This is a genomic window from Moraxella sp. CTOTU46934 (assembly GCF_031979465.1).
GTDB lineage: Bacteria > Pseudomonadota > Gammaproteobacteria > Pseudomonadales > Moraxellaceae > Faucicola > Faucicola tetraodonis.
In genome coordinates this window covers 1-24,466 of the sequence record NZ_DALZEG010000015.1, presented here as the reverse complement: position 1 = coordinate 24,466, position 24,466 = coordinate 1, and the positions used below count along the sequence as shown (strand labels likewise).

Genomic DNA, 24,466 nt, shown 5'->3' with positions numbered 1-24,466 from the left:
AAAAAACAAAACAATTAGCAAGCAAAAAGCTCTCATCACACCACCGCCACTTTATTACCGGTGACTGGGTGACTTAATAAATGCAAATTGATACCAAAAATCTGGTCAAGCACTTGCGGTTGCATGGTACTGGCGATATCACCAACATGACAAAGCTTGCCGTTTTTTAACGCAATAAACTCATCACAAAACTGTGCCGCAAGATTAATATCATGAATAATAATCACAATCGCCTTGTTTTTCTGCCGTGCCAAATCACGAATGAGACGCAGTATTTCAACTTGATAGACGATGTCGAGCGGGGCAAGTGGTTCATCAAGTAGCAAATAGGGCGTATCTTGGGCGATACACATGGCAAGCCATGCCCTGGCGCGCTCCCCTCCGGATAGCGTTGCCACTGATTGCTCGGCAAACGGCGTGACTTGGGTCAGCGCCATTGCTTCACGCACCTTAGTATGGTCTTGTGGCGTAGGCTTTTGTAGCCATTTTTGATAAGGGTATCGCCCTAACATCACCAGTTCGGCAACGGTAAATTGACTGGCATCAGGCAATTTTTGCGGTAAATAGGCGACTTGTTGGGCGAGGGTTTTTGGCGGTAAATCAAAGATTGATTTGTCAGCAAAATCCGGTAATAAAATCTGTCCGCTAGTGGGGGTGGTTTCCCCTGCCAAAGCTTTAATTAAGGTCGATTTACCCGAACCGTTATGCCCAATTAAGGCATAGATTTTTCCCTTCTCAATGGTAACATTGATGTTGTTTAAGAGGGTTTTTTGTTGGCGCATGACGGTAAGCGATTGGGTGGTTAGCATGAGTTGACCCGGGTCAAAGTTTTAAAATAGCAAATCATAGCATTGATGATAATAATTATCATTAATTTTTATAAATAAGAATTAATATCATTTAAGATATTGATAACGATTCTCATTCACACTATAATACAGCGATTTCAAAAGTTTCCCTAAACATACAGCGCTATAACTATGTCTATCCAACGTCACGCTAACTTTAGTCCAGCCCATTTCTCAAACGATATTAGCAGCATAGTCGATAAAAAGTCGGGCACGTTGGCACTGATTGGTGTATTGAGCTTACATGGTATCGTAGCGATTAGCTTGGCAAATATGGCAACGCCTGATATCAAACCGCCCAAAGTCACGCCACCGTTAGAAATTAGCTTTATCGCGCCACCACCTGCGCCAGCCAAGCCTGAAGAGATGACGGTAACAGCCGAGCCACAACCAATAAAACAACTACCTAAGCCCGTCGAAAAGCCAAAAGAAAAACTAGCAGAAAAACCAAAAGAAAAGCCGATAGAAAAACCCATCAGCAAGCCTATCGAGAAAACAGTCGAAAAACCGATTCCTCAACCAATTGCTAAGAAACATGTAGAACAACCGATTAAACCGTTACCCGAACCGTCGAAACCAGCAGAAAAACCGATCGTCAAGCCGCCACAAGTTGACCAAGACATTGTCATGGCAAGGCAACTAGCCCTCGCCAATGAGCGAGCCGAACAAGCGCAAAAACAACAACTTGAACACCAGCAAGCACTCGCCAGACAGCAAGACTTAAAACAACAACAAGAATTGGAACGGCAACAAGAATTGGAACGCCAACAAGCGCTTGCACGGCAAAAAGCGTTGGACAACCAATTAATTGAACAACAAGAGCGCGAGCGCAAACAAGCAGAAATAGATCGTCAAAAAGCGTTAGCTGATGCCAAAGCCAGACAAGCAGATGAAGCTAGGGCGAAAGCTGAAAAGGCAAAACAACAACAAGCCGACAAGGATAAAGAAGCGCAACAAGCGCAAAATAATTCACCTGTGAGCTTTTCGGCAGGGCAAGCAAGTTGGCGGCGGCAACCTAGCTTTAGCTGTCATAGTGAAGACCTGGAAAACGGCGCATTAACAGCGATTATTCGCTATACGGTGGACAAACAAGGCAATCCAACCAGCGTCACTTTAGCCAAATCGACCGGCAATGTCAGAGTCGATAGACAACTGTCTATGCAGGCTAAGAGCGGCAAATTTAACCCCTTTACCAAAAATGGTGTACCGGTGGTGGGTATTGTCAATCTACCGGTTCGCTGTCAATAAAGATGATTATTAAAAAAATCCGTTTTTCATAAAGCTTATCCCCGTACAAATTGCTTTAACCAATATCACTTGCCTATTGTAGATATAAAAAACCCTCTAAATAAGCTATTTAGAGGGTTTTTCTTAGAGGTTTTTGATAGCTAATGAATTAATTGTATTCAATCACAAAATCTTCAGTGGCTACGCGTACTTTTGCCATAGGCGCAATCCAATCACGTGCTGGATCTGAGACACCCACGTATATGATTACGATGCTTTTTAGCCCCAGTTTCTCTAAACCTAATACCTCGTCAATCAGCTTAGGATCAAAGCCTTCGGCAGGGCAACTATCTACTTTAAGCTCTGCTGCTTGAGCTAACGCAAGTCCCAAGCCAATGTAAGCTTGGCGAGCGATATGTTCAAAATTTTCGTCTGCGCTTTTTTTGGCCACACTTGCTTTGAGCATGGAAGTATAGCTATCAAAACGACCTCTAGGTAAGCCACGCTCATCTGTGGTCATGTCATACACGGTATCAATTTTTTCGGCGCTATAATCCTGCCAACCTGCAAAAACAAGCACGTGAGAACATTCTTTCATGCAGTCAGGATTGAGCGCACCCGCCACTAGCTGCGCTTTGATGGCTTGGTTTTTGACCACGATAACTTTAAAGGGCTGCAATCCCGATGAGGTGGGCGCCAGTCGGGCGGCTTCGATGATTTTGTCGATATTTTCCTGACTCACGCTTTGGTTTGGATCAAAGGCTTTGACGGCATGGCGCCATTGTAAATTTTCAATCAGTGACATGAAATATTCCTAATCTAGTGATAAAACTATAACGATAATAGTAGAGCGATAAAAGTTATTGTCCGAGCCTTTAAAGCAAGCTAAAGAAAGCTCGATGTTACTAATTTTGTCATAGGCTGTTAGAACGCTTGAAAGGCTTTCAACTTGCTCAACAAAACGGTAAATGTGCCCAAATGAGTCTTTGACATTTGAGCACGCCGCTTGCAATGGCAATTATGTTAAATTGATTATGCCACTACTTGGGTATGCAGACGTACGTCAACATTGCCACGCACCGCATTGGAATACGGGCAGACTTTGTCCGTCGTTTCCACCAAGTCTTTCGCTTGTTCTTCGCTGACGCCGCTAAGTTCAATATACAAATCGATGTCAAGCGCATAACCGCCTTGGGTATTCATGCCAAGCCCAACCACTGCTGAGGTTTTTGAGCTGACCCCTTCTAGCTTCATGCGCTGTGCCACATGAGTCAACGCATTGTCAAAACAAGCGGCATAACCCATGGCAAATAATTTTTCTGGGTTGACGCCTGTGCTATTTTGCTCAGGGGATTGTAAATCAAAGCCCAGTGAACCATCTTCTAGTGCAACGTGACCTGAGCGGCCGCCTGTTGAGGTAGCAGTTGGGGTTTTATAAAAAATTTTCATAAGAGTACCTTTTTTTGAATAATTAACTTGCGTGAATAAATGAAAAAATCGGCGATAGGCGTTATAACATTCGCCACAGTATTTAGGTTTTAATGTTTCGTTTGAAACAATTATATTTTACACAATATAATTTTCAGTGCCTAGACAAGGTAATAAAATTCTCACACGCTGCATACAAACTAATAACAAATGACTAAAAATGCTAAATCTAACGATACCCTGACAAGACGCATGATAATAGATAAGACGTAGGCAGATAGCGCTTAAGGCTAAAAATTTGTTTAATGGTTTTTGGGTGATAGATTGTAGGTACACACCTCTGTATGAGTCGAGCAGAGTTTCTGTGCTACTCGTTGTAGCAGATCTATTGCTTCGTCATCTAACTGCATGGCAGCTAACATAGCACTAGGAATGGACGCAGCTTGAACTTTTAGGGCATCCCCTTTGGCAGTGAGCGATATCTGTACCACCCGTTCGTCTTGCGTGGCACGCTCACGATGCACGAAGCCTTTGGCTTCAAGTCTTTTAAGTAAAGGGGTTAGGGTGCCGGTATCAAGGTCTAAAAAATCGCCCAATGAGCCGACAGTTTGTGGACTTTTTTCCCATAGCACCAGCATGACAAGGTACTGTGGGTAGGTCAAATCCAAGGCTTTTAGCAGGGGACGATAGTGGTTAGTGATACTTTTTGACAGTGAATAAATGGGAAAACATAACTGGTTACTAAGTTTGAGGGCATGAAGGCTCATCGTATTTTTTGGGACTCTAGAGATGAAAGGGTCATTGACCACTATAGGAAAAAACGCATCTTTGTGCAATCATTAACCACAGTTAGCGGTCTGCGAGGTCAAGCAGTTGATAGCCGATAGTGCATAATGTGACAAAGATAGCGGGTTAAATGACGGCATTTGTTTTTAAATTCATAATCTTGCATAATGGGTTTGGTATACTAAAAATCAAGGTGGGGATATGCTAATTGAGCCTTGGCACTGGCTAATTTTGGGGTTAGTGCTGATTATTCTTGAACTATTCTTGACCAGTTTTGTGAGTTTATCGATTGGTATGGCGGCGATTGTGGTGGCGGCTTTGTCATGGTTATTGCCGTTTAGCTGGTTTTTTTGGCTGATGGTATGGCTGATACTGTCGGTGATTTTTACTATCATTGGCTTTAAATTTATCAAGCCGTATATGCAAAATCGTACCACAGCAGGATTGGGTTCGGGGGTTATCATCGGGGAAACAGGCATGATTGTTCAAAGTCCGCAAGCAGATAAATTGGGCAAGATTCGTTTTAGTGTGCCAATTTTTGGGGCGGATGAGTGGGTGTGTCGTAGCCATCAAAGCGCACCGCTAGCGGTTGGCGATAGAGCCATTGTCGTGGATGTCATTGGAAATGAGTTGCTTGTAGAATCCACCAAGCATCAATAGGCATTAATAAGCATCAATAAAGGAATTGTCATGGAAGCGTTGAGCGGTATTGGTATTTTTCTGGTCGCCTTTGTGCTATTTACCCTTTATAAAGGGGTAAAAATCGTACCACAAGGGTTTAAATGGATTGTACAGCGTTTGGGTAAGTACCATCAGACCTTAGAGCCTGGGTTGAATTTTATCATTCCTTATGTCGATAACGTGGCGTATAAAGTAACCACCAAAGACATAGTGCTAGATATTCCATCGCAAGAGGTAATCACCCGTGATAACGTTGTGATTATCGCCAATGCGGTGGCGTATATCAATATCGTGCATCCAGAGCGCGCTGTATATGGTATTGAGAATTATGAGCAGGGCATCCGTAATTTGGTACAAACCTCACTGCGTTCTATCATTGGTGATATGGATTTTGACAGTGCGTTATCATCGCGTGACCAAATCAAAGCCGCGCTAAAAATGTCAATTTCTGATGATATTGCCGATTGGGGAATTACCCTAAAAACCGTGGAAATCCAAGATATTAGCCCATCAACCACCATGCAAATGGCGATGGAAGAACAGGCGGCTGCGGAGCGTCAACGCCGTGCTACAGTGACCAAAGCAGATGGCCAGCGCCAAGCGGCGATTGCAGAAGCCGATGGACGCCTTGAGGCGTCACGGCGTGATGCCGAAGCACAAGTGGTGCTGGCGCGAGGCAGTGAGCAATCAATTCGCTTGATTAGTGAAGCCGTAGGCGAGCGCGAGATTCCGCTGCTGTATCTACTAGGTGAGCAGTACATCAAAGCCATGACTGATATGTCAAAATCACCCAATGCCAAAACCGTGGTACTGCCGGCTGATATCTTAAATACGGTGCGCGGTATGATGGGGGAAGTGGGCGATAAAATCCACCGTCCTTGATATTTGGCTTGACTCAAATGCTGATTAAAACGCTGACTGAAACCGCATCACCTTGCGGTTTTTTATTCGCCAAAATTGGGTAATCATGACATTTTAGGATATACAGTATGCGTGAAATGAAAAATTTACTATTGGTATTACATACCCCATCAGATAATACCCAGCGATTAGCAGAAGTTGCAAAAACCGCCACACAGCTAGCGGATATTGATAACGTCACCGTGATTGTTAAAACACCGTTACAAACCCAAGTGGAAGATGTGTTAAAAGCGGATGCCATTATCATTGGCACAACCGAAAATTTTGGTTATATGGCGGGGCTGACCAAGGATTTTTTTGAGCGAATTTATTACCCGGTGCTTGAGCAAAAACAAGGACTGCCTGTGGCGTGTTATATCCGTGCTGGGCTTGACGGTACAGGTAGCAAACGCGCGGTAGAGAGTATCGTCACAGGATTGCGTTGGCGCTGGATACAACCGCCTTTAGTATTAAAAGGTGAATGGTCAAGCGCATTTGATGAGCAAGTCGCTGAGCTTACCATGGCAGTCTGTGCGGGTTTATCATTGAATATTTTATAACGGCTTTAGCATGATTTCCGAGTAAATTACTCAAGTTTTTTTCCGCGTGATTATCAAGTTTGTTATAATATCAACAATTTCACATTGTATGACACGCTGTAAGGATAGTTATGACCCGTAAGCCTGAACTTTTATGCCCTGCTGGCACTTTTCGTAATATGCAATATGCGTTTGCCTATGGCGCAGATGCCGTCTATGCGGGACAAGCACGCTATAGCTTGCGGGTGCGCAATAATGATTTTGATGAGGAAAATCTTGCCAAAGGGATTGCCTACGCCCATTCACTAGGCAAGCAATTTTATGTCGTGGTCAATATCCAAGCGCATAATGCCAAGCTTAAAACTTTTATCGAAGACATCCGCCCTGTGATTGAGATGAAACCCGATGCGCTGATTATGTCAGATGCTGGGATGATTATGATGGTACGTGAAGCCTTTCCAGAGCAGGTAATTCACCTATCGGTGCAGGCAAACGCGGTAAACTGGGCAACGGTCAAGTTTTGGAAACAAATGGGCGTTAGCCGCGTGATTTTGAGTCGCGAGTTGTCACTCAAAGAAATCGAACAAATCATCGCTGAAGTGCCTGACATGGAAATTGAGGTATTTGTGCATGGGGCACTTTGTATGGCCTATTCGGGTCGTTGCTTGCTGTCTGGCTATATCAATAAACGCGATGCCAACCAAGGCACTTGTACCAATGCCTGTCGCTGGTCATACAACACCTATAAAGCAGAAGAAAACGAAACGGGCGATATCGTGCCAACACAGCCTACCGCGCAGCCTATCAGCCAACCTATCAATAGCCCAGAGGTTTTTGTTCCTACTCAAGCCACGCAAGAAGACGCCATCCAAACTATCAATCTAAATGGTGATGTGGTGATGGGCGATGACTATGTACAGCAGCCATCGGATGAAGTGGTACTGATTGAAGAACAAGGTCGCCCAGGCGAATTGATGGCGATGTTTGAAGATGAACATGGCACTTATATTATGAATTCTAAAGACTTACGTGCCGTCGAGCTAGTGCCTGAGCTGACCCAAATGGGCGTGCACTCACTTAAAATCGAAGGCCGTACCAAGTCGCATTATTATGTGGCGCGCACCGCGCAAGTGTATCGCCAAGCGATTGATGATGCCGCAGCTGGTAAGCCATTTGATACCGGCTTAATCACCGCACTCGATGGGCTAGCCAATCGCGGCTATACCGAAGGCTTTTTACGTCGACACGTACATAGTGATTACCAAAACTATGAATATGGGTCATCAAAAACCGATCATCAACAGTTTGTTGCCGAGATTAGCGACATTACCCCAACACGCTTAACCTTAATAATTAAGAATAAATTGATGGTGGGTGATACCATCGAAATCATGACGCCACAGGGTAATTTGAGCTATCCCCTCAAAGAAATGTGGAATAAACAAGGTGAGCCGATTGATGGCGCTTTAGGCTCTGGCTGGGTGTGTCAAATCGCCAATCCGTTTAAAGAGATGCAAGATGATGTGTTGCAATTTGCGCTAATCATGAAAAGCGTCAGTGAGCCAATTTTTACCTAAGGTGGTCTTGTTGTCGCGGTATCAGGCATTAGGTTAAGGAATTTTTGTGGTTCACTCATACCAGCAAAATAAATCAGACACCATTTCAACGATTGTTGAAGCGGTGAATGTTGAAGCATTGCAGGATGCCCTAGCACTTCGGCGTAATGTGTTTATCCAAGGATATTTATCACAGGATTTTAAAACCATTGAGACGACTTTGGCGGACAACTTTCGGTTCGTTAACGGAAAAGCAATCCACACTCGCGAAAGCTGGCATGAGATTTTACAAAATTTATGGCAATCTCGAGACTGGCAGTCTCAACCGCTATTGCCTGACCGTGTTCGCTATCACTTTTTCTCACTCACCGAATGTATGATCACTTTGTATTATAAACATGAACCGACGGCAAATGTCATGCAGGAATTGTGGATGCAAGATGACAGTGTATGGTATATGAGGTATGGCGCCTAAGTGCGGTGTCAATCGTTAATCGCTAAAGGTATTAATTGCTAAAGGTAAAAACAGACTACAAGACATGGCATTAAAAATCACTTCCGACTGTATCAATTGCGACATTTGTGAGCCCGAATGCCCAAATGAAGCCATTAGCTACGACAATAAAGTACAAAAAACCTACGTCATCAATCCTGACTTGTGCACCGAATGCATCGGGTTCTATGATGAGCCAACCTGCGATAAAGTCTGTCCGATTGATTGCATCATCAAAGACGATGAGCGCCCTGAATCGCCCGAACAGCTGCTTGCAAAATATAAGCAAATTTGGCAAAAATAATACTAACAAAAAGTTGCGGTAAATGTTGCCAAAACATTTTACTATAAGTTAATCAATTTTTTTTGAAGTGATTACTGGCATTTTTTATCAAAAAACAACAATCTAAGTGACCTTTAAAGTGACATTCATGTTTAAAAAAAATAACAAAGCGACTGACCCTCAAGCACAGCAATCGAAGCGCTCACCACAGCCTCGCAAACAAAAAAACAAAGCTAAAAAGCGTCACGTTGTCGCGAAACTCATTGGCGTCGGTGTGACAGCCACAGCAGCAACGGGCGTAACTGCTGTCCTAGGCAGTTATGGTGCATGGCAATATGCTAAGCAGCAATATAAAGCGCGCCGTTTATATACCCCTGCCTTTAGTGGGGTTGTCACCAATCAGCATTTTAAAGGTAAGGTGCACAAGGTCGGTGAGTATTTGACCTTTGTCACCGATGGCGCTACCTATGCGCTCAATGACCCATTACTGCGTATCCAATCACTGTATCAGTCCAACAAAACGCCTACTGACAATCAAGCCAGTCATCAAACCAAGCTCATGGATCAGGTGCATTGTGATGACGTCACTATTGTTGCGGAACTCAGTGAAAAAGGACATTATGGCTATTTAGGGCATTTGGACTATCAGTTAACTGTGGTTGATACTGCAGATGAAGCCATAAATTTTTAATGGCGTTTTTTTAATAGAGTATAGTATCGCATTCGTGACATACGAATGATTGTAACCACCCAAGTTGAACCATCATCAAAGGAGCTGAAGATGACAACAAAATTTATCCCAAAACCCTATCGTATCGAGCGCAATGACTGCCAAGCCATGCTGATTGATATACAAGAAAAACTTGCGCCCCATATTGCCGAACATCGAAAATTACTCAAAAAAACAGCGATTTTGATTCAAGGTCTACAAGCGCTCAATATTCCCATTATGGTTAATGAGCAATATCCCAAAGGACTTGGGCATACTTTGCCAGAGTTGACGCAGTTGCTATCTGAAAAAAATACGCCAGTGTTTGAAAAAACAACCTTTAGCGCCTGTGATACGCCAACCTCTTGGCATCATATCGCCCAGCAAAATCGCAACAATGTGATTTTATTTGGCACAGAAGCTCATGTCTGTGTCATGCAGACGGCGTTAGATTTACTCGATAACGGTATGCAGCCCATCATTATCACTGATGCGGTGGGCTCGCGAGACCTGTATGACCGTAAAATTGCGATTCGTCGTATGCGCCGTGCCGGTGCGGTCGTCACCACCACTGAAGCAATTTTATTTGAGCTGTGTCGTAGCTCAGAAGACCCCGCGTTTAAGACGATTTCAGCGCTAGTCAAGTGAATACGACTCAGACCCTGCATGATTAAGAGGTATTTGATGCAACCACTTATTGATTATCTGTTGGCATTGGATGCCTTAAAATCAGTCAACCGCCGCAACTATACGACCCAACTGTCTGCAAACACGCCACGACGTCTTGAAAATTCAGCCGAGCATTCATGGCATTTGGCGATGGCGTGTTGGGCAGTCGCGCAGCATTTCAAACTGGATGTCAATCATGAAAAACTGCTTAAACTGGCACTGGTTCATGACTTGGGCGAAATTGAGGCGGGTGACACATTCTTATATGCTGATAAACGCTCGCAGGCGCATGTTGATGAGCGCATTGGTGTAGAAAAACTGGCAACGATGATGGGCAACCCCGTTCCAGAATTGTTAACGCTGTGGGATGAGCAAGAAACAGGTCATAGTGCTGAAAGCAAACTGCTTAAAGTAGTGGATAGGCTATTGCCCTTTATGCTCAATATGGTGACAGATGGCGGTGCGTGGACAGATCATCAGGTCAAGCGCTCCCAAGTCGGAGCCGCCCAAGCATTTATCAGACAGGATTTTCCCGAGATTCACGACTGGATAACCGAGCAAATTGCCATTGCGGTACAACAGGGTTGGTTGATTGAAGATTAAACATAAAAAAACGTGCGACATAGGCACGTTTTTTTAACTCGCTATTTTTAAAATCACTAACAGTTAAACAATCTCTGGCGATTGGTTATTATCAATCACTGCCTTATTGACTGTCACGGTTTTGCCGGGTGTCATTGAAGGCAGTTCATACATGGTATCGAGCAGGGCGTTTTCAACAATGGAGCGTAGACCACGCGCGCCGGTACGACGCTTTAGCGCTTGTTTGGCAATCGCCACCAGCGCATCATCGGTAAACGATAACGTCGCATTTTCCATCTCAAACAAGTATTCGTATTGTTTGACTAGCGCATTTTTTGGCTCGGTTAAGATTTGTACCAATGCTTCTTCGTCCAATTCTTCCAGTGTCGCGACCACAGGCAGACGACCAATTAACTCTGGAATCAGACCAAATTTAATCAAATCTTCTGGCTCCACTTGCTTGAACAATTCACCGGTTTTTTTGCCGCTGTCTTTGGCTTTTACCTCAGCGTTAAAACCGATACCGGTTTTTTCGGTACGCTGTTGAATGACATTGTCGAGACCGGCAAAAGCACCGCCACAAATCACCAAGATATTACTGGTGTCGACTTGAATCATCTCTTGGTTTGGGTGCTTACGACCGCCTTGCGGTGGAATATTGGCAACCGTACCTTCAATCAGTTTCAACAGCGCTTGCTGTACGCCTTCACCCGACACATCACGGGTAATCGAAGGGTTTTCGCTTTTACGGCTGATTTTATCAATTTCATCGATATAAATAATGCCTTTTTGCGCTCTCTCGACATCAAACTCTGCCGCTTGTAACAGTTTTTGTACGATGTTTTCCACGTCTTCACCGACATAACCTGCTTCGGTCAAGGTAGTGGCATCGGCGAGCGCAAATGGGACATCAAGTAGGCGTGCCAGGGTCTGCGCCAGTAAGGTTTTGCCAGACCCAGTTGGACCAATCAGCAAAATATTACTTTTTGATAGCTCAACCATCGCATCTTCAGCGCCAAGTGTCGTCAACGCCTTATCTTCACTCAGTTTTTCACTCACCTTTAAGCGTTTATAGTGGTTATAAACCGCTACTGCCAAAGTTTTTTTGGCTTTATCTTGGCCGATGACATACTCATCTAAGTGGCTGCGGATTTCTTTGGGCGTTGGCAATTTGCGCGCTGCCCAGTTTTCACGCTCATTGGTATCACTACCGTCGCTGCCTAAAGACTTGGATTCGGCGATTAAATCATCGCACAGTTCAATACACTCATTACAGATATTGGCGTCTTGACCTGCAATTAGCTTTTTGACTTCGTGTTTGGCTTTACCACAAAACGAGCAGTGTGGCTCAATGTCATTTTTTGACATAAAAAAACGCTCCTAAAATTATGCTTGTCTTAATTGCTTTGTAAGTGTGTAACCTATTAAGCAATGCTTGGACGTTTTTCTAATACTTCATCAATCAGACCGTATTCTTTGGCTTCTTGGGCATCTAACCAATAGTCACGCTCGACATCACGGGCGATTTTCTCAAGTGGCTGACCGGTACGTTCTGCCAAGATTTTATTTAAGCGTTCACGGATTTTTAGGATTTCACGCGCATTGATTTCAATATCAGTCGCTTGACCTTGTGCCCCACCTGACGGTTGGTGAATCATCACACGCGCATTGGCTAAGGCGTAGCGTTTACCTTTTTCACCCGCTGCCAGTAAGAATGAACCCATGCTATAAGCACCGCCCATACAGATCGTTGACACTTGTGGCTGGATAAAGTTCATGGTGTCAAACACCGCAAGACCCGCGCTCACAGAGCCACCTGGTGAATTGATGTATAAGTGAATGTCTTTTTCTGGATTTTCCGCTTCTAGGAACAACAACTGGGCGACAATTAAATTCGCCATGTGGTCTTCAACTTGACCAGCTAAGAACACCACACGCTCACGCAATAGGCGTGAATAGATGTCAAATGAGCGCTCACCGCGAGCCGATTGCTCGACCACCATAGGTACTAAAGCACTTTGTGGTGACAACACGTCACGGGTTACAGTATTTTGGATTTGACTCGTCGCGAAAGGCGAGTCCAAGAATTTTTCTAACATGTTATTGTCCTTTTTAAATATGCAAAAGCCCTTATTGTTTATAAGGGCAATTGGCATAAAAACAAGTTACTAAGCTGACTAAAAATACATTCTTAAATGCCTAAGCTTAAATATCTAAGCTTAAATGCCTAAGAATGGATTAAGCCAATTATTACATCATCGCTTGTTGTTGGCTAGCTAGTAAGTCTTGGTAAGATACTTCAGTATCAGTCACTTTACCTTGAGACAAGATATGATCGACCACTTGGTCTTCTAACACCACCGCTTCGATGTTGGCACGTTCCTGCGCATTGTTGGTGTAATAGTCGATAACTTCGTTTGGATCTTCGTAGTTTTCTGCCATTTCATTGATATATGTGGTCACACGTTCTTGGTCAACTTCAAGTTTATTTGACTCAATCAGGCTTGAGACGATGATACCAAGGCGGGCAGCGCGCAGGGCTTGCTCTTCAAATAATTCGTTTGGTAGCATATCTTTGTTAAAAGTTTTAGGATCTGCACCAAATTGCTGGGCAAAACGGTTTAACATCATACTGCGTTGGCGATCGATTTCTTGCTCAAGCATCGATGCAGGTACGTCGATTTCATTTTTTTCAAGTAGGGCGTTAAATGCCGCTTCTTTCACTTGGTTACGGGCAGCGCTTTTTACTTCGCGCTCCATGTTTTTACGCACGTCTGCTTTAAGTTTGTCTAAGCCGCCTTCTGTTACCCCAAATGCTTCAAGGAACTCATCGTTTAATTCTGGTAATTGTGATTGCTCAACTGATTTGACGTTGATTTTGAACTGTGCTTGTTTGCCTTGTAGGTTTTCGGCTTGGTAATCTTCTGGGAATGTCACGTCGATGGTTTTTTCTTCGCCTGCTTTCATGCCTTTGATACCATCTTCAAAGCCTGGAATCATACGACCACTGCCTAATACTAGGCTAAAGTCTTGTGCGCTACCACCTTCAAATTTTTCACCGTCGATTGAACCTTCAAAGTCAAACTTGACTTGGTCGCCTTCATCTGCGGCATCGTCTTTGGCAACGTAAGTTTGGCGTTGTTTTTGTAGGTTTTCAATCATGGTGTCAACATCTGCGTCGCCCACGTTGGCAACTTGACGCTCAACTTCGATGTCTGATAACCCTTGAACTTCTACTTCTGGGAATACTTCAACCGTTGCTTGATAAACCAAAAAGTCGTTTTCAAGTTTCACGTCATCAATGTTTGGCATACCTACGGCGCGGATGTTTTCTTGACGAATCGCATCAAATACGGTATCGCGAATCACGTCATTGATGACTTCTTGTTGGATACCTGCGCCATATTGAGCGCGAATGTGTGATACAGGCACTTTACCTTTACGAAAACCGTCGATTTTAGCGGTTTTTGCCACTTGGTTGATGCGTTTTTCCACACGACCTTGAATGGTTGACACAGGTACTTTAACCGTGAGTTGGGTTTCAAGATTTGATTTTTTGTTGGTAGTTACTTCTAAGTTAGCAACTGTTGAATCTGACACATTTGAATTTGACATAACAAAACCTTCCATAAAATATCAAAAAAGAGCAGCGTGGGTGCCACTCATAAGGGTAAATAGCGATAATTTATCAGGCTTTTAAGGTGATTGAAAAAAGCCTATAAAATACGCAATCCAAAATCTGTTGGTTAACGCATGCTAAAAGGCAAAAATTAACCGAAAGTGGTATAGTATAAATTAATCATCTAGTAAAGTAAAAAAATTGTTGCTGTAAAATCTCTGTATCGACTACCTTAGCAGTCACACCCTGTCTATCTGCAATAGCGTGAGTTGAAAACCTTTACTTTATCAATTGCATTAGCAGTTGCTGCATCGCTTGCCCACGATGACTGATGCGGTTTTTATCGGTCTTTTGCATCTCAGCAGCGCTTTTTTGTACGCTTGGTACCCAAAAGAGCGGGTCATAACCAAAACCAAGCTCACCTTGCGGGGCGGGCAAGATTTCACCTTGCCAAATCCCTTGTACAATGATAGGTAGCGGGTCATCGGCATGGCGCACGAGTGCCAACACGCAAACAAACTGCCCGATAATCGGTTCATTCGCGTGTCTGTGGGGTTCAAGCAGCCGCAATAATTTTTGGTTATTGGCTAAGTCTTTATGCTCGCTAAAGCTGGCTTCATCTTGGGCAAAACGCGCAGAATAAATCCCAGGTTGACCGCCTAGTATGGGTACACATAAACCCGAATCATCAGCAATCGCAGGCAGTCCGCTAATACGGCTGGCATGACGGGCTTTAATCAGCGCGTTTTCAATAAAACTAAGTCCATCTTCGACTGCGTCCTCGATGCCCAATTGCCCTTGCGGGGTGACTGTAATCTCAAGATTGGCTTGTTCAAATAATTGCTTGAATTCCGCGAGTTTGCCTTGGTTATTACTGGCGAGGACTAACTGGCGGGTAGGAAATAGTTGATTAAGGATAGAAACTGACATACAGACCCACTGTGTGTATTTTGCATAAAAAACTTGACCTTATCATAGCATAGTTGACAGTGGCTCGCGCTGCAAATACTCGCGGTGCAAAAAGCCTTATACCAAACCACTACAGTTTTTTTTGAGTAATTTGCTATCATCAAATAGCAAGTAACGGGTTAAAAATCAGCTTATTAGCATGCACTCATTGATTTTTACCCCACAAGATAATAAATCCCCACTATAGAAACGGTTAAATTCTGCCAATTTTTATGGCAAAATAACCCATGTGTTATGAGGATATTATCAAGGCTAATGATAGCAAGGTTAATAAACAAAGCTAACGATAGTAAAATTGGTGAGCGTTTTTAACCCTTGATAAAGCTTGATGAAGCATAGATAAATAACATAAACTAAATAACATCAACCCAGCCAACTTGCCATTTTGGATATGGTTTTGATATATGCGCTTTTAATACAAAGCTTTTATCACACAAATGGCATGTGGTTACTTTTATCATAAAGTCATCACAACAATAGCGAAGGAAAAAGGAAAATAACATGTCACACATTACATTACCAGATTTACCATACGCCAAAAACGCGCTTGAGCCACATATCAGCGCAGAAACCCTAGAATTTCACCATGACAAACATCATGCAGCGTATGTCAACAAACTAAACGAACTATTACCAGGTTCGGGACTTGAAGGTAAAGAGCTAGATGAAATCATCAAAGCCACCGCAGGTGATAGCAGCAAAGCGACAATCTTTAACCAAGCGGCACAAGTTTGGAATCATACTTTCTACTGGAACTGCCTAACTGCTAATGGTGGTGGTGAGCCAACGGGTGATCTAAAAGCCAAAATCGAAGAAGCGTTTGGTTCGTATGCAAAATTCCGTGAAGAATTCAAAAACGCGGCTGTAAGCCAATTTGGTTCAGGTTGGGCATGGTTGGTGGCTGACAGCGTGGGTGGTCAATTATCAATCACCAAAACGGCAAACGCAGACACCCCATTAGCCCATAACCAAGTTGCGGTATTGACGTGTGACGTGTGGGAGCATGCTTACTACATCGACTACCGTAATCGTCGTCCAGACTACGTTGACACCTTCCTAGATAAACTTGTCAACTGGGATTACGCAAACGCCAAATACAAAGGTCAACCAGCTGGCGTAGAAAAATAATCGCCTATTTTTGCTTCTTTAAGTCCTTTAATCGTTTAAAAAAAGCCGAATCAATTTCGGCTTTTTTTTATTAACAGACACTAAAAGTAAAATTTTGTTAATTCTTTATTCGGCTTTCCGCTACCTGGCCACGGATGCTACCTGACCTATCGCAAGCAAACGGGTAAGGTAAAATCTACGCTTAAACCCATCAATCTACCTATCAGCCAAACGCATTGTCTAAAGATAAAAAATGTAGACAACAAAAAGGCGAGTATTCAATGCCTCGCCTAATTTATTCGCAAATTTTTGGTGGCGATAAAGCTGTGTTAAGAAACTTGCACAGGAATCACGTTGGCAGTGTCTTTAACGATATTACCTTCATCAAGGTAAACCAAGCGTGGATGATGGTTGTCGGCTTCTTTCTCATCCATTTGCGCGTAAGCAGCGATAATCACCACATCGCCTAAATCTGCCATGTGAGCGGCTGCCCCGTTGAGCGAAATCATTTTTGAGCCCGCCTCTGCACGAATCGCATAGGTGCGAAAGCGTTTACCATTGTTGACATTGTAAATGTCGATTGATTCGTTCTCACGGATACCCGCCAAGTCGAGTAACTCGCTATCAATGCCACATGAGCCTTCGTAGTGAAGTTCACAATGGGTCACACGCGCGCGGTGAAGTTTGGCTTTTAATAGGGTTAATAACATGATCGTTCCTTACCTTGTCAGGTTAACGCGATGCGCGTCATTGTGGTAAAAGTGAGCAGGCTAGTCATGAGAGGCTGTTAACCAACTCGATAAAAGTTAAACATGATTGAAATATCAGGTGAGAAATTCATCCATCTTGCAATCAATATATGGAAGGAAAATAAAAGTTCAAGGATAGACCCTAAGATTTATCAATCTTATCCTTTGGTTAACGTTAGGCATTAGGTAGTTTAAAACTATTGATGGCTTGCTGGGCTTTGGATAAGTCACCTGTCACCAAATCGGGCAGGGTACGCATGGCAGCATCTAGCATACTGTTAAATGCGATTTGCTCATCAGCGGTCGGTTTGCCAAGCACATAACCCGATACTTTGGACTTATGTCCTGGATGACCAATCCCCAAACGTAAACGGTGAAAATCCGCGCCGATATGTGGCACGATATCACGCAGTCCATTATGACCGCCATGACCACCGCCTGTTTTTAAGCGCATACGACCCACATCAAGGTCAAGCTCATCATGAACAATCAGCAGTTCGTCATTGTGGATGCCATAAAAATTCACCATCGGCACCACTGCTTCCCCTGATTTATTCATAAAAGTATGCGGTAACAATAAGCGTATATCCATGCCATACACTACGCCACGTCCAACCAAACCATGAAATTTTTTATCCAACGTCATGGTGATGTTAAACGTCTCGCTCATACGCTCCACAAACCAAAAGCCAGCATTATGCCGTGTTTGGGCATACTGCTGACCTGGGTTGCCAAGTCCGACAATCAGTTTAAGTTTTGACACGCTGATTATTCCAACTTAAGCGGCAAATGACAAATGATTATTCATCATCAGATTTTGGAGCATCATGGGTGTCATCTTGTGCTTGAAGCTTACGTGCTTCTTCGTCACCTTCAGGATCACGAGTACCGGCAGCTTCTTCATTTGCTTCTGGCTCGATTGGCTCTTCAACTTCTACTGTTGGCGCTTGCATAGTAGCCACAGTACGGTTAAACGGTTCAGTCACTTCAAGCTCACGAATGGCAACGCCTTCAGGTAACTGGATATCTAACAAGTGAATCGAATCACCGACGTTCATGCCAGATACATCTACTGTCAAGTATTCTGGGATTTTTGAAGGAATGGCAGTGATTTCAAGTTCAGTGGCATTTGATACAAAGATACCGCCTGCTTTATGACCTGGTGCATCTTCAGCGCCTACATAGTGTACAGGAACAGTGATGTGCATCGCTTGACCACGGACGATACGTTGGAAGTCAGCGTGCATTGGGGTGTTTTTAGCTGGATGACGTTGTAGTGCTTTAATCACCACTTCTTCCGTACCTTGACCTTCTACGTTGATGGTCAAAATGTGAGAGAAGAAACTTTCTGTTTCAAGTGATTTAATCAATTCATTGTAACGGATAGCAATAGAGGCTGGCTCTTTGTCCGCACCGTATACGATTGCTGGTACTAGGTTTTGTTTACGAAGGCGGCGGCTCGCACCTTTACCTTGTAACTCGTCGCCACGTACGACAGCGTTTAATTCAAAAGTTGGGTTACTCATGGGAGTTTCCTTGGGTTAGGCTAGTCATGGGTGCCTTGTCAGTATAACTTGGCTGTTTGCCTTTACTTACAAAGCTCTACTTACAAAGCTTTAGTTAAAAAGATTGGCAAGTGACTAGCGAGTGAAAAAAAGCATAAATTTGCGACCAATTTATGCGTTATGCGCCACTTTTTTAAAAAATGGCAAAACTTTAACAATTATTTTGCAAATAGCAAGTTAAGAATAGCAATATGGACGGAACCAATAAGCTCGCATCTTACATGTTGGCTAGTATTGCCTAAAATCACCTACATAATATCAAACATCGCACTTAATGATTCTTCATTGTTGATACGACGTAGCGCTTCAGCCAGCATAGGCGCAATGGTCACTTGGCGAATTTTGCCCGTGTTTTTTGCGGCATCTGACAGTGGGATAGTATCGGTTACAACAAGTTCATCAAGCACTGACGCTGCAATTGTTTGGATTGCTTTACCTGACAATACAGGGTGAGTGATGTAACCCACCACCCGGCGCGCGCCACGTTCTTTTAATGCGGCAGCGGCTTTACACAGGGTACCTGCGGTATCCACCATATCATCGATAATCACGCAATCACGGTCTTTAACATCACCGATGATATGCATCACTTCTGATTCATTGGCTTTGGCGCGGCGTTTATCGATAATGGCCATGTCGGCATCGCCTAACTGTTTTGCCATTGCACGGGCACGCACCACACCGCCCACGTCAGGAGATACCACCATCAAGTTATCGTATTTTTGCTCACGCAAATCTTTAAATAAAACCGGCGTACCGTAAATATTGTCTACAGGAATATCAAAGAAACCTTGAATCTGGTCTGAGTGCAAATCCACGGTAACCACACGGTCAATGCTCACAATATTGAGCATATCAGCGACCACTTTTGCTGAGATAGGCACACGCGCTGAGCGAGGACGACGGTCTTGACGCGCATAACCAAAATAGGGCATCACTGCCGTAATACGACCTGCACTCGCACGGCGCAAGGCATCTGCCATTACCATGATTTCCATCAAATTGTCATTGGTCGGTGAGCAAGTTGATTGTAGGATAAAGACGTCTTTACCACGTACATTCTCTTGGATTTCAACCGCGACTTCACCATCCGAAAAACGCGTCACATCGGCACGTCCTAGCGGAATATGTAAGTGATTGGTGACATTTTTTGCTAATTCTGGATGGGCATTTCCGGTAAAAATTGCCAAATAAGGCATATGCGAGTCCTATTTTTCTAGACAAACGACGGTTTCATCAAACAAAAAAAACCCATCAACTAACTTTTACAATTAGGATGAGAAAAACGTCATTACGTCAACTACTAAAAATGGGTTAGTAAAGAAAATGGCAGGGGTAGCTGGACTCGAACCAACGAATGCCAGGATCAAAACCTGGTGCCTTACCAACTTGGCGATACCCCTGTGACGGTGCGAACTATACCGATTTTAGGCAATTTTGTCAATGTAAAATGTCTTGAACAGCGCAGATTTTATGACAAAATTTTTACTACGTGATGCACAAAAAAATCTGTACATCTTTGAATATGGCAGGGGTAGCTGGACTCGAACCAACGGATGCCAGGATCAAAACCTGGTGCCTTACCAACTTGGCGATACCCCTATATTGGAAGCGATATTTTAACCAAAAAACATAAAATTGCAAGCTTTTTTTGGGCATAAACATCAAAATTTTTGCAATTGTTGATTTCTCAAAATTTTGTTACAGCGTATGCACCCAATATGCTTGAAAAGGTAAGGATTGTAGCCAGTGTTTAATGCTATTTTTATCAAAATCGCTAGGTACTGGTAAAAACACACAGCTTCCTGAGCCCGTCATGCGCGGTGTGGTGTGGGTGGTGGCGGCAAGCGTCCTTAAAAACTTCATTGCGGCATTGACGTCTGCAGATAAGGCACATACCACAGGTTCAAAAACATTGGTAAAGTCATCGGTTAACTCATTGGTAAAGGCATGACAATGGCTTTGCAAATAGCCATGAGAAAGGCTTGCACAGTCCCGTTTTAGCAGCGGATGGGCGAACAGTTTAGCCGTGCTGATATGGGCATCGGGTTTTAACAATAAAAATTGCTGCGCAGGCAAGTCAATCGGCGTTAAAATATCGCCAATGCCTTCAGCAATGGCATCTTTGCCAAAAATAAATATTGGTACATCCGCGCCCAGTTTTGCGCCAATGAGGCGTAGCTGCTCATTGCTCAATCCCAGCTGCCATAGGGTATTTAGCGTCATCAGGGCTGTCGCACAATTAGACGAACCCCCGCCCAAGCCTGCCCCCATCGGAATGTGTTTATCGAGGTGAATATCAACAATCGGTAATTGGGCGATTTGCGAGTCATTCAAGATTTGATGATTCTTGGCAAAAGCTAATAAGGCAATGGCCGCTTTAATAATCAGATTGTCGGCAGGGTTGTCGGTGACGTGCTCGGCATTGGACAGGGTGACGGGCAAGTTGTCGCCAATGGTTGTATCCGTATGACTAAAAGTGAGCGTATCGTACAAATCTATCAGCCGAAAAACGGTTTGTAGATTGTGATAGCCGTCGGGACGTTTACCGGTAATATGTAAAAATAGATTGATTTTGGCAGGGGATTGTTGGGTAAGGGTCGGCATATTTTTATAATGAATGACAGGTTGGCTTGAAATTTTAACATATCAATTTGCATTGAAGTTCATTGAAAGGATAAAAATCGGCTGTGTTATAATGCCTTTCCTTTTTGATTCGATGTTCAAATTTAAAAAATGTCTCAACTTAAACCTTTTCTAAAATGGGCTGGTGGTAAATCACAACTCATCGGTGATATACAAGCACGTTTGCCAAATTATACAGCCAATCAAGATTTCTGTATGATTGAGCCATTTTTGGGCGGGGGTGCGGTCAGTTTTTGGGCATTATCTAACTTAAAGTATCTAAAAAAACTTATTATTAATGACTTTAATGAAGATCTAATAAATGTCTATCAGGTTATCAAGGCAGATGTTCAACAGTTAATGATTGAGTTAGATAACTTGCAAAAAGAGTATGATAGGTTGTTAGATAAAGATGCAAAAACGCCTTATTTTTATGCTAAACGTGCAAGTTTCAATCAAAGAAATCTTGATCCAGTGAAGCAAGCCAGTTTATTTATATTTTTGAATAAAGCCAGTTTTAATGGGCTATATCGAGTTAATAAAAAAAATCAGTTTAATGTGCCAATAGGTAGTTATAAAAGACCGATTTTTTTGGATAAAGCATTATTACTTGCAGTCTCTGACGCGTTGCAAAAAGTCGTGATTTTACAGGGTGACTACGAGCAAACGATTAAAGCGCTACCAAACAACTTACCTTGCTGGTTTTATCTTGATCCACCTTATCGCCCGATTAGCGAAACAGCAAGTTTTACTGCGTATTCTCATCAAGTTTTTGATGATAGTGAGCAACGTCGGCTACATGAATTTTGCCAAAAAATTGATAAATTGGGGCATCAGTTTTTATTAAGTAATTCTGACCCAACGACGCACAGCGAGTATGATGATTTCTTCGACATACTCTATCAAGATTTTAATATCGAGCGAGTAACGGCTAATCGTGCTATTGGGGCAAAATCAACCAGTCGCCAAGCCGTCAATGAATTATTAATACGGAATTATTAATCTCTAAACAATCTTATCGGCTTTGATAGTACCGTTTTGAATATCTAGCATAAATTCCTTTTTAAAATAAAACGCATGGTTTTTATTGGATACATGGCGATCAAGCGTAGTGCAAAATATTGGATTATATTGCCCGTTCGCTCTCTTTGCGTCTTTACTGCGAATTTGGATATATTTGCCGTTTGAAGTATGAATAAATTTGTCGGGTGAATTTTCCAAATCATGCAAGATTTTTGCTTTTATCGTTTCAAAATCATCATGAAATTGTTGAAACAAATCGTGGTTTTCTTTGCAATTAATGTGATACGCAGGTAAAAAATACCAATCATTAGGCTCTTTACTGTTTTTACAAACAGGCAGATAAAGCAAATTACTTATTTTGGCTAGTAAGCGATTTTCTACAGTATCATTAAAAAATAAACTATCAAAATCTTTAGAAATTTGGGTAATAAACATGGTTTCTCTAGGTTTGCCGTTGCTATCTGCTTTATTGGTTTTTAACTCACCATCTTCAAAATCGGTCAAATCGCTATTGTTTGGCATGTCTAAAAGCTGTTGTAAGAATTGCCCCGTATTACCTTTATTAATTGTAAAACTGGTTAAATCTTCTTGAAGTTTAAGCTGTGAAAATGGCTTGTGATAAAGGGCTGGCAATTTATCAAATACATCAACTAGTTTCATTTTTTCCCCTAAAATCAAATAATTCACTTAACGACAAATCAAACGCGTTAGCAAAAATCTCAATATTGACTAACGCAGGATTTCGCTCGCCACGTTCGACCATGCCAATATAGTTACGATGAAACCCTGTCAGTTCTGCTAACTGCTCTTGACTGAGATTTTTAGCTTTGCGCAGTTGGCGAATTTTTTGCCCAAACTTGATTAAAATGTCATTTTCCATTGCGTTATTCTCACTGATTGATTAAAATTAACCACACACAATAAGTGTTATTTTGGAATTATTGACATGCATGTTGCTTACAAGTTCAATGATGATTGTGAATGGCTAGCGGATGAAGGCATCAAAGGCAAAATTGTGAATACCTTGCGAATGCTTAGCTTGGATAGTCGGTTAGAAAACCAGACGGTTTTCATTCCTGATGGTTGTGAAAATATGGGATTTTTAGAAGGGAGTTATGATATCGCGTCAATGTTGCACTTTATTGCGGATATGATGGAATGATTTTTTATCAATCAGAACTACAAGATTTCACGCTGCTGCAAGGTGATTGCTTACACATTTTGCCGACAATCAATGATAAATCTATCAATATGATTTTTGCCGATCCGCCTTATTTTTTATCCAATGACGGATTAACGGTAAAAAATGGCATGGTGCAATCTGTTAATAAGGGCGAATGGGATAAATTTAGTGATGATAATGAAGTCTATATTTTTACTTATGATTGGCTAAGCCAAGCAAAGCGAATGTTGGCAGATAATGGCACGATTTGGATGAGTGGAACCCACCACAATATTTTTACGCTAGGGCGAGTATTATCACAACTCAATTTTAAAATCTTAAACATGATAACTTGGGAAAAACCCAATCCACCGCCAAATTTTTCTTGTCGCTATTTCACCTATTCAACTGAATGGATAATCTGGGCAAGAAAAAACCCAAAAATTCCGCATTACTTTGATTATGAATTAATGAAGTCGCTCAATGGTGACAAACAAATGAAAGATGTTTGGCGTCTGCCTGCGGTATCAAGCTGGGAAAAGCAATTTGGCAAACATCCTACGCAAAAACCGTTAGGATTGTTGTCAAGGATTGTTTTGGCGTCTACCAAAGCTAATGATCTCGTGCTTGACCCATTTACAGGCTCATCGACAACAGGTATTGCTGCCAATTTATTTGGTAGAAGATTTATCGGAGTTGACCAAGATAGTAATTTTTTAACCTTAAGCAAAAATCGCTATCTTGGGTTGGATGAAAAATCACGCCAATATTTTAAAGAGAGAGTAAAACAACAGATTAGCTTGTAGCTTTCATTATTTTCGGCTCTTGAATCGGCAGATTGAGCACAGCAGCCAAGGCAGCCAGCGCCATATCGGCATACCACATATACTGTTGACTTCCTCCCCTCCCTATCGTTCGGGGATTCCTTCTACAAGACGGTCAAGCC

The 24,466-nt window shown here is 42.7% G+C and carries 29 protein-coding genes and 2 tRNA genes; 14 read left to right on the top strand and 17 right to left on the bottom strand.

Annotated features, from left to right (window positions below):
- Window positions 1-35 precede the first annotated feature (35 nt).
- Entirely contained in the window at window positions 36-809 is a 774-nt protein-coding gene (locus RTN07_RS10330) for an ABC transporter ATP-binding protein (RefSeq protein WP_007117267.1), read from the bottom strand.
- A gap of 171 nt (window positions 810-980) precedes the next feature.
- Between RTN07_RS10330 and RTN07_RS10325 the strand changes: the two genes are divergently transcribed.
- Window positions 981-2,096 (top strand): TonB family protein, encoded by a 1,116-nt coding sequence (locus tag RTN07_RS10325; RefSeq protein ID WP_095356723.1) that lies wholly within the window; start codon window positions 981-983, stop codon window positions 2,094-2,096.
- Window positions 2,097-2,244: 148 nt separating this feature from the next.
- Here RTN07_RS10325 and RTN07_RS10320 read toward each other — a convergent pair whose 3' ends face one another.
- The 3 genes from RTN07_RS10320 to RTN07_RS10310 all read right to left on the bottom strand — a co-directional run bounded on the left by RTN07_RS10320 (window position 2,245) and on the right by RTN07_RS10310 (window position 4,270).
- On the bottom strand, window positions 2,245-2,880 hold the full coding sequence (locus tag RTN07_RS10320) for an NAD(P)H-dependent oxidoreductase (protein ID WP_095356724.1): 636 nt from the start codon (window positions 2,878-2,880) through the stop codon (window positions 2,245-2,247).
- A 227-nt stretch (window positions 2,881-3,107) separates the two neighbouring features.
- Window positions 3,108-3,524, bottom strand: coding sequence for an Ohr family peroxiredoxin (locus RTN07_RS10315; RefSeq protein WP_007117263.1), 417 nt, complete (start codon window positions 3,522-3,524; stop codon window positions 3,108-3,110).
- Between the two features lie 281 nt (window positions 3,525-3,805).
- Complete coding sequence (locus tag RTN07_RS10310) at window positions 3,806-4,270, bottom strand: MarR family winged helix-turn-helix transcriptional regulator (protein WP_312177850.1); 465 nt, start codon at window positions 4,268-4,270, stop codon at window positions 3,806-3,808.
- Between the two features lie 220 nt (window positions 4,271-4,490).
- Here RTN07_RS10310 and RTN07_RS10305 point away from each other — a divergent pair, with 220 nt between their 5' ends.
- The 9 genes from RTN07_RS10305 to RTN07_RS10265 all read left to right on the top strand — a co-directional run bounded on the left by RTN07_RS10305 (window position 4,491) and on the right by RTN07_RS10265 (window position 10,722).
- Window positions 4,491-4,949 (top strand): NfeD family protein, encoded by a 459-nt coding sequence (locus RTN07_RS10305; protein WP_312177849.1) that lies wholly within the window; start codon window positions 4,491-4,493, stop codon window positions 4,947-4,949.
- A gap of 30 nt (window positions 4,950-4,979) precedes the next feature.
- Complete coding sequence (locus RTN07_RS10300) at window positions 4,980-5,852, top strand: SPFH domain-containing protein (protein WP_076774999.1); 873 nt, start codon at window positions 4,980-4,982, stop codon at window positions 5,850-5,852.
- A 107-nt stretch (window positions 5,853-5,959) separates the two neighbouring features.
- Window positions 5,960-6,430: a flavodoxin family protein gene (locus RTN07_RS10295; RefSeq protein ID WP_312177847.1), complete on the top strand. Its 471-nt coding sequence runs from the start codon at window positions 5,960-5,962 to the stop codon at window positions 6,428-6,430.
- 110 nt (window positions 6,431-6,540) lie between these two features.
- Window positions 6,541-7,986, top strand: coding sequence for a prephenate-dependent tRNA uridine(34) hydroxylase TrhP (gene trhP, locus RTN07_RS10290; RefSeq protein ID WP_219331836.1), 1,446 nt, complete (start codon window positions 6,541-6,543; stop codon window positions 7,984-7,986).
- A gap of 46 nt (window positions 7,987-8,032) precedes the next feature.
- Window positions 8,033-8,440, top strand: a complete 408-nt coding sequence (locus RTN07_RS10285; protein ID WP_309593201.1) for a hypothetical protein — start codon at window positions 8,033-8,035, stop codon at window positions 8,438-8,440.
- A 64-nt stretch (window positions 8,441-8,504) separates the two neighbouring features.
- Entirely contained in the window at window positions 8,505-8,762 is a 258-nt protein-coding gene (locus RTN07_RS10280; protein WP_007117256.1) for a YfhL family 4Fe-4S dicluster ferredoxin, read from the top strand.
- A 127-nt stretch (window positions 8,763-8,889) separates the two neighbouring features.
- On the top strand, window positions 8,890-9,432 hold the full coding sequence (locus tag RTN07_RS10275; protein ID WP_282850442.1) for a hypothetical protein: 543 nt from the start codon (window positions 8,890-8,892) through the stop codon (window positions 9,430-9,432).
- A 90-nt stretch (window positions 9,433-9,522) separates the two neighbouring features.
- A complete protein-coding gene (locus RTN07_RS10270; RefSeq protein WP_076775002.1) occupies window positions 9,523-10,098 on the top strand; it encodes a hydrolase in 576 nt (191 codons plus the stop codon).
- 36 nt (window positions 10,099-10,134) lie between these two features.
- Complete coding sequence (locus RTN07_RS10265; protein ID WP_312177844.1) at window positions 10,135-10,722, top strand: HD domain-containing protein; 588 nt, start codon at window positions 10,135-10,137, stop codon at window positions 10,720-10,722.
- Window positions 10,723-10,785: 63 nt separating this feature from the next.
- Here the strand turns inward: RTN07_RS10265 and clpX are convergent, their stop codons facing one another.
- The 4 genes from clpX to rdgB form a co-directional block, all read right to left on the bottom strand.
- Window positions 10,786-12,069, bottom strand: a complete 1,284-nt coding sequence (gene clpX, locus RTN07_RS10260; protein WP_007117252.1) for an ATP-dependent protease ATP-binding subunit ClpX — start codon at window positions 12,067-12,069, stop codon at window positions 10,786-10,788.
- Window positions 12,070-12,125: 56 nt separating this feature from the next.
- Window positions 12,126-12,800 carry an ATP-dependent Clp endopeptidase proteolytic subunit ClpP gene (clpP, locus tag RTN07_RS10255; protein WP_007117251.1) on the bottom strand — a complete coding sequence of 225 codons (675 nt, stop codon included), beginning with the start codon at window positions 12,798-12,800 and terminating at the stop codon, window positions 12,126-12,128.
- Between the two features lie 151 nt (window positions 12,801-12,951).
- The gene (tig, locus tag RTN07_RS10250; RefSeq protein WP_312177842.1) at window positions 12,952-14,316 is read right to left on the bottom strand and encodes a trigger factor; all 1,365 of its coding nucleotides are present in this window, start codon (window positions 14,314-14,316) and stop codon (window positions 12,952-12,954) included.
- A gap of 283 nt (window positions 14,317-14,599) precedes the next feature.
- Complete coding sequence (rdgB, locus tag RTN07_RS10245; protein ID WP_312177840.1) at window positions 14,600-15,250, bottom strand: RdgB/HAM1 family non-canonical purine NTP pyrophosphatase; 651 nt, start codon at window positions 15,248-15,250, stop codon at window positions 14,600-14,602.
- Window positions 15,251-15,790: 540 nt separating this feature from the next.
- On the opposite strand from rdgB, the gene RTN07_RS10240 reads away from it, so the two are divergent.
- Window positions 15,791-16,417, top strand: a complete 627-nt coding sequence (locus RTN07_RS10240) for a superoxide dismutase (RefSeq protein ID WP_076775005.1) — start codon at window positions 15,791-15,793, stop codon at window positions 16,415-16,417.
- A gap of 308 nt (window positions 16,418-16,725) precedes the next feature.
- On the opposite strand, the gene panD is transcribed toward RTN07_RS10240, so the two are convergent.
- The 7 genes from panD to ispE all read right to left on the bottom strand — a co-directional run bounded on the left by panD (window position 16,726) and on the right by ispE (window position 21,317).
- Window positions 16,726-17,106: an aspartate 1-decarboxylase gene (gene panD, locus RTN07_RS10235; RefSeq protein ID WP_036589204.1), complete on the bottom strand. Its 381-nt coding sequence runs from the start codon at window positions 17,104-17,106 to the stop codon at window positions 16,726-16,728.
- A gap of 214 nt (window positions 17,107-17,320) precedes the next feature.
- A complete protein-coding gene (gene pth / locus RTN07_RS10230; protein WP_007117246.1) occupies window positions 17,321-17,908 on the bottom strand; it encodes an aminoacyl-tRNA hydrolase in 588 nt (195 codons plus the stop codon).
- Between the two features lie 37 nt (window positions 17,909-17,945).
- Window positions 17,946-18,671 carry a 50S ribosomal protein L25/general stress protein Ctc gene (locus RTN07_RS10225; RefSeq protein WP_312177838.1) on the bottom strand — a complete coding sequence of 242 codons (726 nt, stop codon included), beginning with the start codon at window positions 18,669-18,671 and terminating at the stop codon, window positions 17,946-17,948.
- A gap of 287 nt (window positions 18,672-18,958) precedes the next feature.
- Window positions 18,959-19,909 (bottom strand): ribose-phosphate pyrophosphokinase, encoded by a 951-nt coding sequence (locus RTN07_RS10220; RefSeq protein ID WP_007117244.1) that lies wholly within the window; start codon window positions 19,907-19,909, stop codon window positions 18,959-18,961.
- 128 nt (window positions 19,910-20,037) lie between these two features.
- A tRNA-Gln gene (locus RTN07_RS10215) sits at window positions 20,038-20,113 on the bottom strand.
- A 123-nt stretch (window positions 20,114-20,236) separates the two neighbouring features.
- Window positions 20,237-20,312, bottom strand: a tRNA-Gln gene (locus tag RTN07_RS10210).
- Window positions 20,313-20,411: 99 nt separating this feature from the next.
- Window positions 20,412-21,317, bottom strand: coding sequence for a 4-(cytidine 5'-diphospho)-2-C-methyl-D-erythritol kinase (gene ispE, locus RTN07_RS10205; RefSeq protein ID WP_076775009.1), 906 nt, complete (start codon window positions 21,315-21,317; stop codon window positions 20,412-20,414).
- 129 nt (window positions 21,318-21,446) lie between these two features.
- On the opposite strand from ispE, the gene RTN07_RS10200 reads away from it, so the two are divergent.
- A complete protein-coding gene (locus tag RTN07_RS10200) occupies window positions 21,447-22,337 on the top strand; it encodes a DNA adenine methylase (protein ID WP_007117241.1) in 891 nt (296 codons plus the stop codon).
- 3 nt (window positions 22,338-22,340) lie between these two features.
- Here RTN07_RS10200 and RTN07_RS10195 read toward each other — a convergent pair whose 3' ends face one another.
- Window positions 22,341-23,045, bottom strand: coding sequence for a PDDEXK family nuclease (locus RTN07_RS10195; protein ID WP_312177836.1), 705 nt, complete (start codon window positions 23,043-23,045; stop codon window positions 22,341-22,343).
- Window positions 23,005-23,238, bottom strand: coding sequence for a helix-turn-helix domain-containing protein (locus RTN07_RS10190; protein ID WP_312177834.1), 234 nt, complete (start codon window positions 23,236-23,238; stop codon window positions 23,005-23,007). The genes RTN07_RS10195 and RTN07_RS10190 overlap by 41 nt, the downstream gene beginning before the upstream one ends.
- Window positions 23,239-23,304: 66 nt before the next feature.
- On the opposite strand from RTN07_RS10190, the gene RTN07_RS10185 reads away from it, so the two are divergent.
- On the top strand, window positions 23,305-23,520 hold the full coding sequence (locus RTN07_RS10185; protein WP_036596632.1) for a hypothetical protein: 216 nt from the start codon (window positions 23,305-23,307) through the stop codon (window positions 23,518-23,520).
- Window positions 23,517-24,326: a DNA-methyltransferase gene (locus tag RTN07_RS10180; RefSeq protein WP_312177830.1), complete on the top strand. Its 810-nt coding sequence runs from the start codon at window positions 23,517-23,519 to the stop codon at window positions 24,324-24,326. The genes RTN07_RS10185 and RTN07_RS10180 overlap by 4 nt, the downstream gene beginning before the upstream one ends.
- Window positions 24,327-24,466 lie beyond the last annotated feature (140 nt).

Excerpts from the sequence above, each read along its gene's own strand:
- RTN07_RS10330 (WP_007117267.1), bottom strand. The coding sequence starts at position 809 with ATGCTAACCACCCAATCGCTTACCGTCATGCGCCAACAAAAAACCCTC.
- RTN07_RS10325 (WP_095356723.1), top strand. The coding sequence starts at position 981 with ATGTCTATCCAACGTCACGCTAACTTTAGTCCAGCCCATTTCTCAAAC.
- RTN07_RS10320 (WP_095356724.1), bottom strand. The coding sequence starts at position 2,880 with ATGTCACTGATTGAAAATTTACAATGGCGCCATGCCGTCAAAGCCTTT.
- RTN07_RS10315 (WP_007117263.1), bottom strand. The coding sequence starts at position 3,524 with ATGAAAATTTTTTATAAAACCCCAACTGCTACCTCAACAGGCGGCCGC.
- RTN07_RS10310 (WP_312177850.1), bottom strand. The coding sequence starts at position 4,270 with ATGAGCCTTCATGCCCTCAAACTTAGTAACCAGTTATGTTTTCCCATT.
- RTN07_RS10305 (WP_312177849.1), top strand. The coding sequence starts at position 4,491 with ATGCTAATTGAGCCTTGGCACTGGCTAATTTTGGGGTTAGTGCTGATT.
- RTN07_RS10300 (WP_076774999.1), top strand. The coding sequence starts at position 4,980 with ATGGAAGCGTTGAGCGGTATTGGTATTTTTCTGGTCGCCTTTGTGCTA.
- RTN07_RS10295 (WP_312177847.1), top strand. The coding sequence starts at position 5,960 with ATGCGTGAAATGAAAAATTTACTATTGGTATTACATACCCCATCAGAT.
- trhP (WP_219331836.1), top strand. The coding sequence starts at position 6,541 with ATGACCCGTAAGCCTGAACTTTTATGCCCTGCTGGCACTTTTCGTAAT.
- RTN07_RS10280 (WP_007117256.1), top strand. The coding sequence starts at position 8,505 with ATGGCATTAAAAATCACTTCCGACTGTATCAATTGCGACATTTGTGAG.
- RTN07_RS10275 (WP_282850442.1), top strand. The coding sequence starts at position 8,890 with ATGTTTAAAAAAAATAACAAAGCGACTGACCCTCAAGCACAGCAATCG.
- RTN07_RS10270 (WP_076775002.1), top strand. The coding sequence starts at position 9,523 with ATGACAACAAAATTTATCCCAAAACCCTATCGTATCGAGCGCAATGAC.
- RTN07_RS10265 (WP_312177844.1), top strand. The coding sequence starts at position 10,135 with ATGCAACCACTTATTGATTATCTGTTGGCATTGGATGCCTTAAAATCA.
- clpX (WP_007117252.1), bottom strand. The coding sequence starts at position 12,069 with ATGTCAAAAAATGACATTGAGCCACACTGCTCGTTTTGTGGTAAAGCC.
- clpP (WP_007117251.1), bottom strand. The coding sequence starts at position 12,800 with ATGTTAGAAAAATTCTTGGACTCGCCTTTCGCGACGAGTCAAATCCAA.
- tig (WP_312177842.1), bottom strand. The coding sequence starts at position 14,316 with ATGTCAAATTCAAATGTGTCAGATTCAACAGTTGCTAACTTAGAAGTA.
- rdgB (WP_312177840.1), bottom strand. The coding sequence starts at position 15,250 with ATGTCAGTTTCTATCCTTAATCAACTATTTCCTACCCGCCAGTTAGTC.
- RTN07_RS10240 (WP_076775005.1), top strand. The coding sequence starts at position 15,791 with ATGTCACACATTACATTACCAGATTTACCATACGCCAAAAACGCGCTT.
- panD (WP_036589204.1), bottom strand. The coding sequence starts at position 17,106 with ATGTTATTAACCCTATTAAAAGCCAAACTTCACCGCGCGCGTGTGACC.
- RTN07_RS10225 (WP_312177838.1), bottom strand. The coding sequence starts at position 18,671 with ATGAGTAACCCAACTTTTGAATTAAACGCTGTCGTACGTGGCGACGAG.
- RTN07_RS10220 (WP_007117244.1), bottom strand. The coding sequence starts at position 19,909 with ATGCCTTATTTGGCAATTTTTACCGGAAATGCCCATCCAGAATTAGCA.
- ispE (WP_076775009.1), bottom strand. The coding sequence starts at position 21,317 with ATGCCGACCCTTACCCAACAATCCCCTGCCAAAATCAATCTATTTTTA.
- RTN07_RS10200 (WP_007117241.1), top strand. The coding sequence starts at position 21,447 with ATGTCTCAACTTAAACCTTTTCTAAAATGGGCTGGTGGTAAATCACAA.
- RTN07_RS10190 (WP_312177834.1), bottom strand. The coding sequence starts at position 23,238 with ATGGAAAATGACATTTTAATCAAGTTTGGGCAAAAAATTCGCCAACTG.
- RTN07_RS10185 (WP_036596632.1), top strand. The coding sequence starts at position 23,305 with ATGCATGTTGCTTACAAGTTCAATGATGATTGTGAATGGCTAGCGGAT.
- RTN07_RS10180 (WP_312177830.1), top strand. The coding sequence starts at position 23,517 with ATGATTTTTTATCAATCAGAACTACAAGATTTCACGCTGCTGCAAGGT.